This is a genomic window from Chryseobacterium sp. GTID13, from assembly GCF_056172655.1.
Genome location: NZ_JAOCMB010000005.1, coordinates 1,732,553 through 1,749,199, shown reverse-complemented (window position 1 = coordinate 1,749,199; position 16,647 = coordinate 1,732,553). Strand labels below are relative to the sequence as shown.

Here is a 16,647-nt window from a genome sequence, read left to right as displayed (position 1 = left end):
CTTATCTATTAAAAGTATTGTATTGGCATTGCTTTTGGTGTTTTTTACAGTTAAAAAATTGAAAGATGAGAAAACTGATTATTCCAATTTTAGCATTGACTCTGGTAACAGCCTGTAAAAAGAATCCTGAGAAACCGGTTCCGAATGTAATTGATTCTATGGCACAAGCTAAGGAAAAGAATCTTGAGGAAGCAGCTCAAAAGAAAAAAACGGATGAGGTAGCTGTAAAGGCAGCCAACGACCAAATCCTGCAGGCTTTAAAAAGTAAAGATTATAAAACTTTTGCATCCTATATTCATCCGGAAAAAGGAATTACTTTCTCGATGTATGGCTTTGTGGATCCGAAAGAGGATCATCATTTCACGAAAGAAGATTTTGAGAAGTACCAGCCTACAAAAACCGTATTCAGCTGGGGAGCGCAGGACGGTTCGGGAGATCCTTACAAGTCAACCATTAATGATTACCTGTCCAAATGGGTATTTTCGAAAGATTTTACAACGTCCCATTATTCATTAAATACATTCCAGGGTAAAGGAAATTCACTGAATAACCTGAAGGAAATTTATCCGGGCAAAGATTTCACGGAAAATTTTATAAAAGGCACCGAAGAAAATGGGAAAATGGATTGGAAAACGCTGCGTTTTGTATTTGAGGAGTTCCAGGGAAAACAATATCTGGTGGCAGTTGTGAATGATCAGTGGACGATTTAAAATATCTGATTAATATATTTAAAGAATAATGCTTCGACTCCGCTCAGCATAACATCGCTAATACTGTAACCGCGAAGGTTATGAATTGTCATGCTGAGCGGAGTCGAAGCATCTATTTTATCGTCTATTGATTTTTCGGGTTTTGTTTAATTATAAAATCCCAACAAGCTTTTCAGTTAAATTTTTTCTTGAGAACTGTTCAATATTCTGAGTGTTTTCGAGAAGGTTTCCGTCTTTCCATAACTCAAATTTATGAAGGATAAATTCTTTAACTGCCTTAGAATCCTGATAGTTGAAATGCTTTCCTGCTCCTGTTTCTGAAAGTATTCTTGAGACATCAGCTTCATCCGGGCCAAAAGAAATGATCTGTTTTCCGGTGGCGAGATATTCAAATATTTTTCCGGGAATAATGCCTTTAGAAGATTTATTCGGAAAATTGGTGATCAGCAGAAGACTGGAATTGGCCATTTCTTCCACTGCTTTATCATGGGGAATATAGCCCAGATTCAGGAGGTGATCTTTCAGGCTTGAATTTTCTATAAACTGAAGGATTTTATCATCAACTCTTCCTACAAACTTCAGTGTAAAAGCATCTGCAAATTCTTTATTTTCCCTGATCAATTCATCCAATACCTTCCAAAGGTTTTCAGGGTTTCTTAGTTGCTCAAGGACACCGATATAGCTTAAAGTAAACGTTTCGTTTTTTTGACCTTTTACTATTTCACTCTTTTGCTTTTTGGCCTCCTCATCAAATCCATTCGTGATACAAACCGCATTGGCTCCTGCTTTCCTGAAATTTTCCGCATCTGTATAGCTGGTAGCCAGTGTAATATCAGCATTTTTAAAAATGGAACCTTCGAGCTGACGGTGTTTTCTGTCCGAACTTTTGGTGAGCTTTAAATGTTTATAATAGGAAATTTCAGTCCATGGGTCACGGAAGTCAGCAATCCATTTCAGGTTCGGAAACTTCTCTTTCAGTCCAAGCCCGATCATGTGAAGAGAGTGGGGCGGCCCGGAAGTTACCACCACGTCTATTTTGTTTTCTTTTAGATACTGTTCTAAAAATTTAACGGAAGGTTTTACCCAGAATACCCTTGCGTCCGGAATAAAGAAATTACCCCGCACCCAGATGGAAAGCTTAGATTTCCAGCTTTGGTTCTGGCCTACATCAAACTGCCCGGCTTTGAATTTCTTATTGCTTTTATTGAGCTTTTCCGCCAGCTGGTAAGGCTCCCAGATTTTGGTCTTTACGATCTCTATATTTTTGGGTACGTCTTTCAGAAGACTTTCATCGAGTAAGGGATAGCTTGGATTTTCCGGGGTGTAGATCACGGGATCCCAGCCGAATTCCGGCAGATATTTGGCAAACTTAAGCCATCTCTGAACACCAGGACCTCCCGCAGGAGGCCAGTAATAGGTGATAATCAGTATTTTTTTTGTTCCATTAACCTTGAACAATAAACTTTAAATGTTAAGCCGTTTTCTCAACAGGCTTCTCTTTTTCTTATTTTTATTCATCCAGAAGATCCCGAAGGCAGCCAGTGCAATAAATAATCCGAAGCATAACAGCGACAACCATTTCCCTTTTTCAATCACTTCAGGCTCGAAGACCATTCTGATGTTGTGGTTTCCTGCAGGAACATGTACGGCACGGAGCAGATAATCCGCTTTGATGTAAGGAACTTCTTTTTCGTCTACAAACATTTTCCAGCCGTGAGGATAGTAGATTTCGGAAAATACAGCAAGCTGAGGTGTTTTCGACTGGGATTTGAATTCCAGTTCGTTCGGCTGGTATTTCGTCAGGCTGATAAATGCTGTAGAATCTGCCTGTACAGGTTTACTGTTGAAATATGATTTATCTGATGCGGCGATAACAGCTGTTTTCTTACTGTCGATCACTCCGATAGATTTTATTTCTTCATCCGGCGTATTGACGAATTTCAGGTCGCTTACAAACCATGCATTTCCGTTGGCTTTAGGATTTGGCATTGCCTGAGGCTGTTCCGGCCCGCCCATAACCCAGTATTTTGCGTTAAGGAGATTAAGGACATTCGGTACTTTTACAGAATCCATGATCTGGAAGTATTCATTGATCACGTCATCATATCTTCTTAGTTTTACGGCATGATAACCTCCGATTGAAGATTTGAAATAAGAGGTATTGGTTTCGCTGAATGTTCCCAAAATATTGTTGAAAATCCTGTAGTGGGTTTTGTCTCTTTCAGCAATAGTTTCAAGGGTTTTATTAACGTTGACATTGGCTAAAATAGATTCTAAATTCGGGTTTCCCTGAACCTTTTCAGCCAGAAGATCTGAACTTTCCGTCTGGAACGGGTTTTCAGCAAAAACTTTGTCTACGTAGTTGGAATCATTCAGGTAACGCTTGTTTACCGTCCAGAGATCAAATAAACTTACCGCTCCAATGATGATGAGAGCAATATTCTGGCTCAGCTTCTTTTTCATGGCCATAAAAAGGACAGCTGCGGTGATAGCGACATAAATCAGAGCTTTGATAGCATCAATTCTGAATAGCTTAAATCTTTCATCGGTAAGATAATCCAACAGGAAAGGCGGGAAATAGGTCTTTTCGCTCTCTGTGTAAAAGCCAAGCAGTGATTTTCCGAAAATAAGGAGAATCAATAAAAGCCCTAAGGTTCCCCCGCTTACATACAGAAGAATTTTCTTTTTGTATTCCTCCGTCAGTTTTTCATCTGTAAAGAACCTGTAAATTCCGATAATGGCAATTAAAGGTAATAATAGCTCCACTACAACCAATATGGAAGAGGGTGCTCTGAATTTGCTGTAAAACGGAACGTAGTCGATAAAGAAATCAGACAGCGGCATAAAGTTGCTTCCCCATGCCAGCAAAACGGTTAAAACAGATGCTCCAAGAATCCAGTAACGGTATTTTTTCCAGGCAAAAAAGAAGCCTAATAAAGCAAGGAAACATACCACAGCTCCCTGATAGGCAGGGCCTGAAGTTCCGGGCTGGTCTCCCCAATAGGTTACCCCATTGAATCCTTTTGAAATCCGGTCCATTTCAGCCTGTGATCCTACATTTTCCTGGATAAGTTCCTGAACTCTGTTCATCATTTCTTTAGCTTCCGGTTCCTGGCTTCCGCCACCCATAAGCCTTGGAATGAAAAGATTCAGTGTTTCCAGTTTCCCGTAGCTCCACATCAGGATGCTGGTTTTATCCAGTCCTGATTGTCCTGAGGTATGGCTGTCGTTCGTTAAAATCTGCTTTCCACGTACGGTTTCTTTAATGTATTCGGAATTGGCCATAATCCTTTGGGAGTTCATCCCGACACCGATTGCACATGAAGCTGCAATGATGGCGGATGAAATAAGGAAATGCTTCATCGGAGTTTTTTCTGGATCGCTCTGATTAACTCAGACAGGAATAAAAATCCTAACGCCAGAAACAGGTAATAGGTCATCTGCGGGTGGTTGGCTGCAATCTGGAGCCCCATAAACAGGGTAGTGGTAATAAATCCCCAGATGTAGTTTTTCCTGATATAAACCAACAGGATTCCGGCAAGCAGCGGGGCAAAATACTCAATGGTATTTACTTTACCGTTGTGTCCGGCCGCAATGATAATATAAAAATAGGTGGATAACCCGAAGAAAGTGGCACCCAGCAGAGCGTACTTCCAATTTCTCACGGCTACCATTCCAAGGAAGAAGAATCCTGCAAAAAGAAGGAAAAGATAATTAACCGGTCTTGGCAGGAAGTTCAGGTTACTGTCTATCTTTTTGATGATATCCCCTTTGAACTGGCTTCCCATCTGATAGGTAGGCATTCCGCCAAACATGGAATCACTCCAGTAGGTTTCGTTTCCGGTATCGGCTCTGTAGTCAAGAAGTTCTTTTGCGCCTCCTCTGTACTGAACGATATCATGCTGAAAAAGCTGTTTCCCTGAAAAAACAGGGGTGGAGTATAAAAATGCTAAAACTATAAATACAACTAATGAAATTGCAATATAAATTAAGTTTTTATTTTTAGCCATGTGGGTTATTATCTTTTATTTCTTGGAATATTATCTATTGTCCTTCGTTTCTTTTACTTCTTCATACTCAACTGTTTCTGCGTCCCAGTTGAGGTTCTGTTTATTCTTATTCAAGTTGTGTATATCCTGCTGCTTACTATTTTCTTTAGGATTATTGAACCTGTAGCTGTAAAAGGTTTTAAAAAAAGCCTTTTCAGGATGTTCCAGACAAAGAAAATAATAATAGCTGTGAGTACTAACTCAAGAATGTACTTCATAATTTCTGATTTAAATTTAAAGTTTCCGGGTCACAGTGACAAAAACTCTGAGCCGGAAACTTTTTTAATTCATTTATTTTGAAGAAGGATTTACCATTACAGAAGATTTGGATGTACTTTTCATAGATTGTGACTGTTTTCCGTCTGAAATAGTCTCGATCTGTGTTGTTTTTACATCAATATTCTGGTTGGCAATCCATCCTGTACTTTGGTCAAACTTAATGGTTCCGTTCTGGGAAAGCTCACTGCTAAGGCTGTGGGTAATTGGACCCTGCGTTTTCTTTTCCGTTTTTTTAGGAATTCCTCCGGTTACGGAGATTTCCGCAGTACCGTTTCCTACGCTTTTCAAAACATAGTTTGAATTTACCTTAACGCTTCCGCTTGGGTCAGCATTTTCAGAAGTACTCCATTTTTCACCGATTTTTACTCCTTTTTTAGGAATAATCGTTAAATTTTTATTCAGCTGATCTTTCAGTACCTTTTCATTGAAAGTTTCTTTAAGACTTGCCACAACGCTTGCTTTCTGGTTGGCATCTTTGATAAGAGTTCCTACAGCAGTATTCACTTTATTATAAACAGCATCAAAACCTGTAATGGAGATCACATTTCCTTTGGTATCCATTTTCATGTTAAGCTTGTTTCCTGTAAGTGCTTTATTGATGTTCCAGATCATTTTCAGGTCATCTTCCTTCGGAATTGGCAGCTTGGTATCAACAATTACTGTTTTTCCCTGGGCGCTTTGTGAATTTCTTTTACCTACAAGATTAAGTGTCATGTCATACACATTCCCTTTGATATCATTCACTACGAAATTCATTTCATCTGTAGATTCGCTGGTTGCGGTAATGGTTTTTCCCTGAGGGTCCTCCATTGTTTTTACATCTCTCTGGTAAGTGGTAAGAGGGTAGGTCTTACCTTTTTCCAGTTTGAAGGTCTGAGTGAAAACTCCCGCAGAATCCTTGATCGCAGGATTTTCTGCCACTTTAGCCACAGAATCGGCAGGAACTTCTACAGTAACTGTTTTTCCTGTTTTAGGATCTACTTTAGTGATGGTTGCCGTTTCTTTTTTACAAGATATAAGGGCTATAGATGAGATAAGCATTGCTGCTGCTACGTTTTTCATTTGATTTTTTTAAATTAAAATTTTACTGATTCTGTTCTTTGCATCAATAACGATACCATAAAAACATCATAAAAGTACTTCTGCTCCGATTGATTAAAGATTTGGAGCCGCTACTATTTTCTGTCTTACCGCTTCATAAAGGATGGCCCCACAGGCTACAGAAACGTTAAGTGACTGTGTTTTTCCTTCAATAGGAAGCTTTATTTTTTCATCCGAATGATGCATTACTTCCTTAGAAATTCCTGTTTCTTCATTTCCCATTACGATAGCGCAAGGCTCTGTGAAATTTACGTCATAGATCAGTTTTTGAGCTTTTTCAGTTGCTGCAAATACTGAAATGCCGCTCTGCTGAAGGAAATCTACGGCATGGGCAAGATTCGGCTCCTTACAGATCTTAATATTATACAGCGCTCCGGCAGACGTTTTGATCGCGTCTGAATTGATCGGTGCCGCGCCTTTTTCAGGAAGAATAATAGCGTCTACGCCTACACATTCTGCTGTTCTGCAGATCGCTCCAAAGTTTCTCACATCTGTAAGCCTGTCCAGGATCAATAGGAAAGGAGTTTTCCCCTCTTCAAATAATTGCGGAACAACATCTTCCACTCTGTGAAACGGAACATCGGAAATAAAGGCAACCACACCCTGGTGGTTTTTTCTTGTAAAACGGTTCAGTTTTTCAATGGGAACATAGTTGGGACGAATTTTATTTTTAGCTAAAATTGTTTTCAGCTCAGCATAAATAGGACCTTGCAGTGCATTCTGCACAAAGATCTTGTCAATCGTTTTTCCTGCTTCTATAGCTTCAATTACGGGACGCAGCCCGAAAATAAAATCGTCTTTCATTGAAATGTCTATGTTTGTCTATTTAAGGTTCAATGTTCAAATGTTTAAAGTCCAGAGATTATACTGAATTTCAAGGTTTGTACTTTGTTCCTTTTAAATCTGTTATTTTTAAATATTTTATAAAAGAGCTAATCTTTTTGCTTAAAGTTTCTGTTCGTTCAAGTAAAGTTTCAAATAATTCCTGACTTATAAAGTTTCTGTCAAAAACACGGTATAGCTGTGATCTTGTTTCACCGCAAGAAGCTTTGGCAATGGAAAGAAATTGAATGAATTCTCTGGTGCCGTTTCTTTCAAATCCTTCAGCAATATTATCCATAATTGAACCTGATGAACTGTCAATCTGACTGCAAAGTTTAAAATTATTTTTAAGGTCGGTTCCTTGAATAATATTATAAATTTCTTTACAAAGTTCACGGGACAACTGCCAGATTTCTAAATCCTCAAATTTTCTTATTGTCCCCATAACTTTAAACTCTTAAACTTTAAACAGTAATTATCTCCCCTTCTCTCCGAGTATTGCTCTTTTCTGTGCCATGATGTAGCCGTAATGAAGGCTTTCATGCATATTATTGAAGATAATGGCATCCTGGATGCTTTTCAGGTCCATACCGAAACTTGTGGTGTATGGGGTGTAGTCTGAAAAGAAATCGCTGTCATAATCTTTCATTAAAATCTTTGAAGTTTCAGTGAGTAAAAACTCAAGGTCTTCCACTTCGGATTTTTGTACGTTCAGATTGGGAAGAGTGCCTTTTTTGTAGGTTTCGATCCAATATTTATCAATTCTGAAAGGATTTCCGCTCAGATAATAGTGCAGAAGCTGCTGGGTAGCAACCGTATGGGCAATATTCCAGTATATATTGTTGTTGAAACCGTCAGGAATCAGCAGAAGATCTTCGTAGGAAGTGTTCTGCAGAATACTTAAAAGGTTCTTTCTCACTTGTCTGTGTGCTTGAAAATGATAATTCATTTTGCAAAAATTTTAATCACCAAAAATAGTTTAATAAACTGGAAGTGACAATTTTTTGAAGAAAGGATTGAATTAAATGTTCTTAAACGATTAAAAAAAATGTTAATGATGACAGTTTTTTTGTCAATCATAAAAAAAACTCCCTGAAAATATCGGGAAATTTTTTTATTATTTTTCAGATTCATACAATATGAATAAAACTTTCAACTGTTAATATTGTAAAATTAAAGGAGGTATTGGTAAGAAATTACCAACTGGGACACCAATCATTTCAGTAGTAAAACCAATAATTAGTAGGATCAAATTCCCCTCCTCCGGAGGGGTGTCAAAAATTCAAAGAATTTTTGACGGGGTGGTAAAAAAATGGTGGCTGAGGTTCTCGAAGCCACCATTCTTTATTTCTTAATGATCTTATGCTTAAATGTTATCCCATCCTTCAGCACAATATTCAGAAAATAAACTCCCGTACTGTAAGCCGAAATATCGATCCTGTTTTCACCATGGGTTTCAGCCAGTTTTTTCCATCAATGCTGAAAATACTGATTGAAGCTACATCTGCCTTGGATCTGATATTGACAAAATCAGAAGAAGGATTGGGGTATATGCTTACATCTACGGTCTTAATATCTTTTACATCCAGAGCGGCATTGCTTTTTCCCTGCATGTAAACAGATAAATATACATCGCCTTGCTGCTGGTTAAAAACAGCTGTTGGTATCGTATGCTTCAGCGTGTGATTTCCGGCCGCGATGCTTGGCATTGTAAACCCTCGGATAGGGACTGAATTGCCCGGGCACCAGTTATTCCAGGAAGTCCACTCTGTAAGTGATCTTGGGGTTGCCCCATAAATTCCATTGCCTTGTGTATTGTAAACCCTAAATGGTTCGCAGGAAATTCCTCCGGGTGTATAGGTAAGCATTTGTACATCATCTATATACGTGTAGTTCTGCCTTCTAACATATTCTTCACCGCCACTGTTGGCTCCATGAGGAGTAGAGATAACGAAAAAATTGGCGTTGGTAACGGTATTGGGAAGATTGAAGCTGACAATTCTGACGGTTTCACCCGGAACATCAGTGCTGTTGTAATTATTTAACCTGTTATAACTTAATATTGGAACCACCGCATTGTAATCTGTAGGAGTAGCCCCTGTATCTGTGGAAAAGAAAGTAAGTGAACCGGAAAAAACATCAATTCTGCCTGCACATCCTGCAACCTGAGTCTGAGCTGCGTAAGGAACACCAAAAACATCCAGTTCCATATACATATCATAAGCGGTACGCAATGCAGCATCATGGAATATGCTGTACAGATTGCTTAAATCATATGTATAAGGAACCTCCAGAGGCGAACGGTTTTTACTCATGAAGGGAGTAATGTATCTGCCCACTTCAATTCTTTTCACATTGGTATCATCAATGGTATAAGTAGGCTGACTTTTAGGGACCATGGTTAAAAAAACACTTCCCAAACGGTCGTAATTATCACACAGAGCACCTATGGTCACTCTCATGGCTATTTTAGCTTTAAAAGAGTTGAGCTCAGCGTCTGTAAGTTTCCTTGTATATCTTGTATTTGATAGTCTGATGAGACCTGTAGGAACAGGGTTCGATACTGTGGCTGCATACCCGTCGTAATAAACTGCATCTGAAATCAGATTCATTCTGTTGGTGGTCTGTGATTTCATAAGGCCTGCAAAAAGGATACTCAGAAAAAGTAGTTTTTGATACATATGGTGGTGTTTATTACAAATATATTAAATATTAGTATAAGGTGTTGTTAAGTGTCGATTAAAATTCACAATTTAATGATAAAATTAAAATTTAATCATTAAATTAGCGAATCGTTCAATTTAAATTATTAATAATGAAAAAAATTCTACTTTTATCTTTGTTGTCAATAATATCAGTACTTAAGGCCCAGATCAGTTTAAACATTGGAAGCCCGGCTGTCGGGACGGCACCTGTAAGTAGTTTTTTTTCGTATTCTTATGTTCAGCAGATTTATCCTAAACAGGAATTGAATGCTTCGGCTGCAGGAAATATCACAGGCCTTACATTTTATGTAGATCCTTCGGCTACTATCAATGATTCTTCGGACTGGACTGTCTATATGGGGCATACTTCAAAAACAGCCTTTGCATCAGGAACAGACTGGATTCCCGCTTCTCAGCTCACTCAGGTTTTTGCCGGTGCAGTGACCAAGACTAATAATAAGGTTGAAATTACATTGGCAACGCCATTTGCTTATAATAACACGGATAATCTGGTCATTGCGGCAAAAGAAAATTCTCAGAGTATCGATATTAATAATTTTGACGAAGCTTTCCATGTGTATCCCCATGTTCCCAATTCTACCCTTTATTATAAAGGTGACCGTGCAGTTATTGACCCGGCATCTCCTCCCGGAGGAATAAGGGCGGATTACAAATCTTCTGTTACCATTTCAGGATTAACGCCTAAGCCTACTCCTGCATGTCCTTTTGTTAATTTCCCGGTTAATAATGCCCAGTTTATATCTTTAACTCCAAATTTTAAATGGCTTCCTGTTTCCGGAGCAGATTCTTATAAAGTTTCACTGGGAACAGGCGCGGGAGGAACTGATGTTATTAACCAGCAGACAGTGAATGCTACCGAGTTTTCTCCGTCAATACCTCTTAACCCGAATACCAGTTATTATCTGAAAGTTACTTCCGTTACGGGAAGCCTTCAATCTTCCGGCTGTTCGGATGTTGTTTTTAGTACGGTTCCTCCTGTACCCCTCAACGATGCGTGTTCCGGAGCTTTTGCAGCGTCAGCATTTCCTTATACCTATACCCAGAGTGATGCCATGTCTGCCACTAACAACAGCGGATTTATAACCACGTGTCCTGATGCAATGAATGATGGAACCTGGTTTAAATTTACCGGAGACGGTGGCCAGTTTACCGTAAAAATAACCATGCCTTCAGGTAGTACCTATGACCCTCAGATGGATATCTACAGCGGAGCATGCGGCAGTCTGACCTGTGTAAATGCGGTAGATAACGGCGGAGGTGGCGCAGCAGAAACCTATACCCTTACAACAACTGCGGGAACCGATTATTTTATCAATGTCGGGGCTTATGAAGAAACGGTTGATATGCCGGAAAATGTTTTTACCATCAGCATTACCAAACTTTAGTTTTTAAACATTTATTGCCATACTTTCAATGATAACAGAGTTGTCATTAAATCAATATGTCTTCAGAGAATCAAACTGTTTTAAAAGAAATCAGTACCACAAATTCCTGCTCCTTATTTGGATACATTATTAATAAAGGAATATTTAACAAACTTTAACTCTAATATGGCATTCATTATGTTGATTAATGCCAGTATTTATCAGAAATTTACCACCTATTTTAATTAAAGCTATGTCAGATACATATCAAGCTGAAGATATCCGCCAGTTGACGGAAAAAGTAAAAGAAAAGAATTACTTATTTTCCCTTCTCAGACAGGAAATCAATAAAGTGATTATTGGCCAGGAATATATGATAGACCGTCTTTTGGTAGGTCTTTTAGGTAACGGACATGTCCTTTTGGAAGGAGTACCGGGACTGGCAAAAACTTTAGCGATCAAAACCCTGGCAGAAGCTGTTCACGGTGAATTTTCAAGGATTCAGTTTACCCCCGATCTGCTTCCGGCAGATGTAGTGGGAACAATGATCTTCAATATCAAAGACAACGATTTTTCAATAAAAAAAGGTCCTGTTTTTGCCAATTTTGTTCTGGCAGATGAGATCAACCGTGCGCCGGCAAAAGTACAGTCGGCATTGCTGGAAGTGATGCAGGAGAAGCAGGTAACCATTGGTGATGAAACCATGAAACTTCCAAAACCGTTTTTGGTACTGGCTACCCAGAACCCAATCGATCAGGAAGGAACCTATTTGCTGCCGGAAGCACAAAGCGACCGTTTTATGCTGAAATGTAAGATAGACTATCCTAATTTTGAAGACGAAAGAACGGTCATGAGAATGGTTTCTACCTCTCACCAGCCTGTCATCAAACCGGTGATATCTCTGCAGGATATTGTAGACGCTAAAGAACTGATCAACCAGATTTACCTGGATGAGAAGATTGAAAAATATATTCTGGATATGGTTTTTGCAACCCGTTATCCTGAAAATTACGGACTTTCTGAGCTTAAAAATTACATAGGCTTTGGGGCTTCTCCAAGGGCATCTATTAACCTTGCTATAGCGTCCAGAACTTATGCATTCCTGAAAGGAAGAGCTTTTGTAATTCCTGAAGATGTAAAAGCTTTAGCACAGGATGTTCTAAGACACAGAATTGGTCTTACTTTCGAGGCTGAAGCAGAAGAAATTTCATCGGAAGAGATTATCAACAGGATTCTGGCAAAAATACAGGCACCCTAATGAGTGAGGTTATTATCCGAAAAGCTGTTCAGGAAGACTGCGCTTCGATGCTGGAGCTCATCCGTGAGCTTGCAGAATATGAAAAGGCTCTTCATGAGGTAACCATAACGCTGGATGAATTTACAGAGGACGGATTCGGAAAATCTCCGGTCTGGGGAGCGTTTGTTGCTGAAGTTAATGACGAAATTGTAGGGATTTCCCTATATTATGACAGATTTTCAACCTGGAAAGGAAGAAGGCTGTATCTTGAAGATCTTGTAGTGACCGAAAGAATGAGAGGCAAACAGATAGGAAAACTTCTGTTTGATGCCACTCTGGAATATGGAAAAGCAAACCAGTATAGCGGAATGGTTTTCCAGGTATTGAACTGGAACGAACCCGCCATTAATTTTTATAAGAAATACAGCCCGAAATTCGATGATGAATGGCTGAATGTTTCGATTGAATTGAGAGATTAGAAGATAGAAGAGTAGAACGTTACCCCACAACCCGAATCTCGTAACCAGAATTCCGCAACACATATGGAAATAAAAGATATTGTAAAAAAAGTAAAGCAGATAGAGATCCGTACCAGAAAGAAGACGGAAGCTTCACTTATGGGACAGTATCACAGTGCTTTTAAAGGGCAGGGGATGACGTTTTCGGAAGTCCGCCCATACCAGTTCGGAGATGAAATCCGCAGAATCGACTGGAACAAAACAGCCCGTTTCCGCGAACCGTTCGTAAAGGTAATGGAGGAGGAAAGGGAGCTAACGATGATGCTGCTGGTAGATATTTCTGCCTCTATGGATTACGGTACCAAAGGCCAGCTCAAAAGAGAATATGTTGCAGAAATTGCAGCCAGCCTTGGATTTTCTGCAGCCGGAAACAATGATAAAGTAGGCCTGATCCTGTTTGCCGATAAAGTATATAAAGTAATACCACCCCAGAAAGGGCGAAAACATATTCTTTCTATCATCAGTAATATTCTGACAGCGGATTATGTACCGGCAGTATCGAAGATCGATAAGGCCATGGAATATATGATGGGAATATTCAAAAGAAAATCTCTGGTGTTCCTGTTCTCAGATTTTGAAGATGATTATGATTCTAAAATGCTTCGTGTCGCTTCAAAAAAACACCAGCTTTTGGGGATGAGGATCTATGACGAGAAAGATAATGAAATACCTGATATAGGCTATGCTCTTTTGTACGATGCCGAAACAGGTAAAGAAGTCTGGGCCAATACTTCCAATGCAAGGTGGAGATACACATTTGCTGAAGCTCAGAAACAGAAAGTCCGGGCTCTGGAAGAAGATTTTGCCACCAGTTCGGCCAGTTTTATGAATATCAACACAGGTGCTGATTATTCAAAGCTGCTGTATAATTATTTCCAGAAGAAGTAAATTTAAAATAAATGAAGGCTCCGGCCGCAATTACAATCAGTTGAAATTGAAAAAAATACTTTTAATACTTTCTTTTTTAATCTGTGGAAACGCTTTTTCACAGATACTCTCTTCCAATTTGGAGAAGAAGACCCTTGCTTTAGGTGAAGTTAACCGTCTGGTCATTAAAATAGATAATATTCATGAGTTGCAGGTGGTTTCAGCTCCTAAAAATGAACTGCTTCCCTTCCATTTTGAAGAAATTAAAGACAGCATCGGACAAAACCAGAATTCCTACGAAAGAAAAATTGAATTTTCAGTATATGAAGAGGGAAAATTTACCATTCCCGAGCTGGAATTTAATGTCGGAGGTAAGATCTTAAAAACCATTCCTTACGAAATTGATGTCGTGAATACTGCCCAAAAAGGGGATCAGATCAATGACATCATGAACAATAAGGAGGTGAAGCTTGAAACAAAGGACTATTGGGAGCTTTATAAGTTTTATATTCTTGCAGCTTTGGCGGTTATTGCTTTGATTATAGCAATCATTATGTTTGTCAAATGGGGCAGAAAATCGAAAAGCTCTCCTGTCGTTGCCACTAATCAGACTTTAAAAGAACTGGATTCCCTGAAAAAGAAAAAATATATAGAAGGCGGCGATTTCCGTTCTTTCTATGTTGAATTAATAGATATATCAAGAAAATTCATTACCAGACAGTATCAGCTTCCTGCAGACGTTCTTCTTACAGATGATCTTATTGACGTCATGAAAAAGAATAATACCATCTCCCAGGAAAACGAAAGGATAGTGGAAGACGTCTTTTTAAGAGGAGATCTGGTAAAATTTGCCAAAACCTTCCCTGATCAGACCACGATGGAGAAAGATTTTGCTGATATCCGCGATTTTGTGAAGAGATCATCAAAAGATTTAGAATTTGAAAACTTAAGAAAGGATGTTTGATTTTGAATTTTACAGTCCGTGGTTCCTGCTGCTTTTCCTGCTGTTTATTCCTCTTTTCATAAAAGATGCAGGCGGAAAGCGGAAAAAAGGGATTAAAGTTCCTACTGTCCGGAATATGGATGACAGTGGAGGAATCCGTGCTGTGCTTGCTCTGCTTAAGATTTCAAAATATATTATTCTCTCTGCACTGATTATTGCAATGGCCAGACCGAGAACATTTACGGTTTCCCAGGACAGGGACGATACCAAAGGAGTCGATATTATGCTTTCTATAGACGTTTCCCTGAGTATGCTTGCCAAAGACCTCAATCCGGACCGTATTACTGCATTAAAAGATATCGCTGTAAAATTTGTGCAAAAACGCCCGAACGACAGGATAGGGGTTGTAGCTTATGCTGCGGAAGCTTTCACGAAAGTTCCGGTGACTTCGGATCATCAGGTTGTTGTAGATGAAATCAAAAATCTTAATTCTGCAGGCCTTGAGCCTGGAACAGCTATCGGAGAAGGACTTTCCGTAGCGGTAAACCACCTGATTAAAAGCAAGGCTAAAAGTAAAGTGGTGATTTTAATGACGGACGGGGTGAGCAATATCCAGAATGCCATACCTCCGCAGATGGCTGCGGAACTTGCCAAGAATAATAATATTAAAGTATACACCATCGGGATCGGAACCAATGGTTTTGCGCTCATGCCTACTTCACAGGACATTTTCGGAGATCTGATCTTTACGGAAACGGCAGTGACGATTGATGAAAATACATTGAGAGAAGTTGCACAGGTTACCGGAGGAAGATACTTCAGAGCAACTTCCAACAGCAGCCTGGAAGAGATTTATGATGAGATTAACCAGTTGGAAAAAACGGATATCAAGGTTTCCAAGCTGTACAATTATGATGAATATTTTAAAATTTTCCTTTGGATCGCATTGGGAATGCTGTTTTTCGATGCATTGCTGCGATGGGTATTATATAAATTTTTAAGCTGATGAGTTGGTCGTTAGGAAATTACTGGTATTTATTATTGCTGCTGCTTTTGCCACTGCTCTCTTTCTTTCTGATCCGTTTTTTGAGATGGAAAAAGAAAAGAAGGGAGATCTTTGCAGACAGTCGCTTTCATGACAGTCTATTTGAAAAAAGATCCGGGTTTACAAAATTCTTTCCCACTTTATACCTTCTGGGAACGCTTTTTCTGATATTCTCGATCATAGATCTGTTGAATGGTTCTGAAGAGGTGAAAACCAATCAAAAGCTTAATAATGTGATTTTTATGCTTGATGTTTCCAATTCAATGAATGCGGAAGATATAGATCCAAGCCGTCTTTCGGAAGCAAAGAATCTAATGACCGCCATGATGCAAAAGCTTAAGAATGATAAGATTGGAATTGTCATTTTTGCAGGGGAAGCCGTTTCCATTATGCCACTTACCACGGATTATGGTTCTGCGGAAACCTACATAAGTGCTGTAGAAACAAACTCAATGAAAATTCAGGGAACCGATTTCCTGAAAGGGATGCAGGCTGCTGTAGAGAAATTCAAAAATGTAAGCAAAGGCTCAAGGAAAGTTGTCCTGCTGAGCGATGGTGAAGATAATGAAGGCAATGATAACGCTGCGATACGGCTGGCCAATAAAGAAGGAATATCCATAACATCGGTAGGAATAGGAACGGATGAAGGCGCTCCGGTCCCGGAATACGTTTTCGGACAACTGATGGGCTATAAAACCGATATGGACGGAGGAACGGTGATTTCCAAAAGACAGACGGAAGCCCTTAAAAAAATGGCGGAATCTACGGGAGGAGATTATATAGACGGAAATAATATTAATGAAGCACCCGATAAGATCATTGATGCCATGAACAGAAAATCTTCATCTGCCCAGACGCTGGTGAAATCTCAGAATGCCAATCATTACTATCAGTACTTTTTAATAGTTTCTATTTTCTTTTTCTTTTTAATTTATATCTTGAATCCGAAAAAAGATTTCAATATTTAGTTTTTATACTTTGTTTAT

The 16,647-nt window shown here is 39.2% G+C and carries 15 protein-coding genes and 1 pseudogene; 8 read left to right on the top strand and 8 right to left on the bottom strand.

Annotation, left to right across the window (positions count from 1 at the left end):
- Window positions 1-65 precede the first annotated feature (65 nt).
- Complete coding sequence (locus tag N4G44_RS14685; protein WP_474927968.1) at window positions 66-710, top strand: hypothetical protein; 645 nt, start codon at window positions 66-68, stop codon at window positions 708-710.
- 150 nt (window positions 711-860) lie between these two features.
- Here the strand turns inward: N4G44_RS14685 and N4G44_RS14680 are convergent, their stop codons facing one another.
- The 8 genes and pseudogenes from N4G44_RS14680 to N4G44_RS14645 all read right to left on the bottom strand — a co-directional run bounded on the left by N4G44_RS14680 (window position 861) and on the right by N4G44_RS14645 (window position 9,642).
- Window positions 861-2,168 carry a glycosyltransferase family 4 protein gene (locus N4G44_RS14680; protein WP_474927966.1) on the bottom strand — a complete coding sequence of 436 codons (1,308 nt, stop codon included), beginning with the start codon at window positions 2,166-2,168 and terminating at the stop codon, window positions 861-863.
- Window positions 2,169-2,174: 6 nt separating this feature from the next.
- A pseudogene (locus tag N4G44_RS14675) lies at window positions 2,175-4,720 on the bottom strand (YfhO family protein).
- 330 nt (window positions 4,721-5,050) lie between these two features.
- Window positions 5,051-6,100: a DUF6263 family protein gene (locus tag N4G44_RS14670; RefSeq protein WP_474927964.1), complete on the bottom strand. Its 1,050-nt coding sequence runs from the start codon at window positions 6,098-6,100 to the stop codon at window positions 5,051-5,053.
- 93 nt (window positions 6,101-6,193) lie between these two features.
- Window positions 6,194-6,943, bottom strand: coding sequence for a 23S rRNA (guanosine(2251)-2'-O)-methyltransferase RlmB (gene rlmB, locus N4G44_RS14665; protein WP_474927963.1), 750 nt, complete (start codon window positions 6,941-6,943; stop codon window positions 6,194-6,196).
- 70 nt (window positions 6,944-7,013) lie between these two features.
- Window positions 7,014-7,406, bottom strand: a complete 393-nt coding sequence (locus tag N4G44_RS14660) for a four helix bundle protein (RefSeq protein ID WP_474927961.1) — start codon at window positions 7,404-7,406, stop codon at window positions 7,014-7,016.
- A 30-nt stretch (window positions 7,407-7,436) separates the two neighbouring features.
- Window positions 7,437-7,910 carry a DinB family protein gene (locus tag N4G44_RS14655; RefSeq protein WP_474927959.1) on the bottom strand — a complete coding sequence of 158 codons (474 nt, stop codon included), beginning with the start codon at window positions 7,908-7,910 and terminating at the stop codon, window positions 7,437-7,439.
- Window positions 7,911-8,305: 395 nt separating this feature from the next.
- Window positions 8,306-8,392, bottom strand: a complete 87-nt coding sequence (locus N4G44_RS14650) for a hypothetical protein (RefSeq protein WP_474928344.1) — start codon at window positions 8,390-8,392, stop codon at window positions 8,306-8,308.
- Entirely contained in the window at window positions 8,359-9,642 is a 1,284-nt protein-coding gene (locus N4G44_RS14645; RefSeq protein WP_474927956.1) for a peptide-N-glycosidase F-related protein, read from the bottom strand. The genes N4G44_RS14650 and N4G44_RS14645 overlap by 34 nt, the downstream gene beginning before the upstream one ends.
- Before the next feature lie 134 nt (window positions 9,643-9,776).
- Here N4G44_RS14645 and N4G44_RS14640 point away from each other — a divergent pair, with 134 nt between their 5' ends.
- The 7 genes from N4G44_RS14640 (at window position 9,777) to N4G44_RS14610 (ending at window position 16,629) form a co-directional block, all read left to right on the top strand.
- Complete coding sequence (locus tag N4G44_RS14640) at window positions 9,777-11,072, top strand: hypothetical protein (RefSeq protein ID WP_474927955.1); 1,296 nt, start codon at window positions 9,777-9,779, stop codon at window positions 11,070-11,072.
- Window positions 11,073-11,304: 232 nt separating this feature from the next.
- Entirely contained in the window at window positions 11,305-12,309 is a 1,005-nt protein-coding gene (locus N4G44_RS14635) for an AAA family ATPase (protein ID WP_073060603.1), read from the top strand.
- Complete coding sequence (locus N4G44_RS14630) at window positions 12,309-12,767, top strand: GNAT family N-acetyltransferase (protein WP_073060600.1); 459 nt, start codon at window positions 12,309-12,311, stop codon at window positions 12,765-12,767. Before N4G44_RS14635 ends, N4G44_RS14630 begins: the two co-directional genes overlap by 1 nt.
- A gap of 63 nt (window positions 12,768-12,830) precedes the next feature.
- The gene (locus tag N4G44_RS14625; RefSeq protein ID WP_265129890.1) at window positions 12,831-13,694 is read left to right on the top strand and encodes a DUF58 domain-containing protein; all 864 of its coding nucleotides are present in this window, start codon (window positions 12,831-12,833) and stop codon (window positions 13,692-13,694) included.
- Window positions 13,695-13,740: 46 nt separating this feature from the next.
- Window positions 13,741-14,637 (top strand): BatD family protein, encoded by an 897-nt coding sequence (locus tag N4G44_RS14620; RefSeq protein ID WP_474927952.1) that lies wholly within the window; start codon window positions 13,741-13,743, stop codon window positions 14,635-14,637.
- The gene (locus N4G44_RS14615) at window positions 14,630-15,622 is read left to right on the top strand and encodes a VWA domain-containing protein (protein ID WP_474927950.1); all 993 of its coding nucleotides are present in this window, start codon (window positions 14,630-14,632) and stop codon (window positions 15,620-15,622) included. Before N4G44_RS14620 ends, N4G44_RS14615 begins: the two co-directional genes overlap by 8 nt.
- Window positions 15,622-16,629, top strand: coding sequence for a vWA domain-containing protein (locus N4G44_RS14610; protein WP_474927949.1), 1,008 nt, complete (start codon window positions 15,622-15,624; stop codon window positions 16,627-16,629). Before N4G44_RS14615 ends, N4G44_RS14610 begins: the two co-directional genes overlap by 1 nt.
- Window positions 16,630-16,647 lie beyond the last annotated feature (18 nt).

Bases quoted from the DNA above. Each gene is read 5' to 3' on its own strand.
- N4G44_RS14685 (WP_474927968.1), top strand. From the start codon at position 66: ATGAGAAAACTGATTATTCCAATTTTAGCATTGACTCTGGTAACAGCC.
- N4G44_RS14670 (WP_474927964.1), bottom strand. From the start codon at position 6,100: ATGAAAAACGTAGCAGCAGCAATGCTTATCTCATCTATAGCCCTTATA.
- rlmB (WP_474927963.1), bottom strand. From the start codon at position 6,943: ATGAAAGACGATTTTATTTTCGGGCTGCGTCCCGTAATTGAAGCTATA.
- N4G44_RS14660 (WP_474927961.1), bottom strand. From the start codon at position 7,406: ATGGGGACAATAAGAAAATTTGAGGATTTAGAAATCTGGCAGTTGTCC.
- N4G44_RS14655 (WP_474927959.1), bottom strand. From the start codon at position 7,910: ATGAATTATCATTTTCAAGCACACAGACAAGTGAGAAAGAACCTTTTA.
- N4G44_RS14645 (WP_474927956.1), bottom strand. From the start codon at position 9,642: ATGTATCAAAAACTACTTTTTCTGAGTATCCTTTTTGCAGGCCTTATG.
- N4G44_RS14640 (WP_474927955.1), top strand. From the start codon at position 9,777: ATGAAAAAAATTCTACTTTTATCTTTGTTGTCAATAATATCAGTACTT.
- N4G44_RS14635 (WP_073060603.1), top strand. From the start codon at position 11,305: ATGTCAGATACATATCAAGCTGAAGATATCCGCCAGTTGACGGAAAAA.
- N4G44_RS14630 (WP_073060600.1), top strand. From the start codon at position 12,309: ATGAGTGAGGTTATTATCCGAAAAGCTGTTCAGGAAGACTGCGCTTCG.
- N4G44_RS14625 (WP_265129890.1), top strand. From the start codon at position 12,831: ATGGAAATAAAAGATATTGTAAAAAAAGTAAAGCAGATAGAGATCCGT.
- N4G44_RS14615 (WP_474927950.1), top strand. From the start codon at position 14,630: ATGTTTGATTTTGAATTTTACAGTCCGTGGTTCCTGCTGCTTTTCCTG.
- N4G44_RS14610 (WP_474927949.1), top strand. From the start codon at position 15,622: ATGAGTTGGTCGTTAGGAAATTACTGGTATTTATTATTGCTGCTGCTT.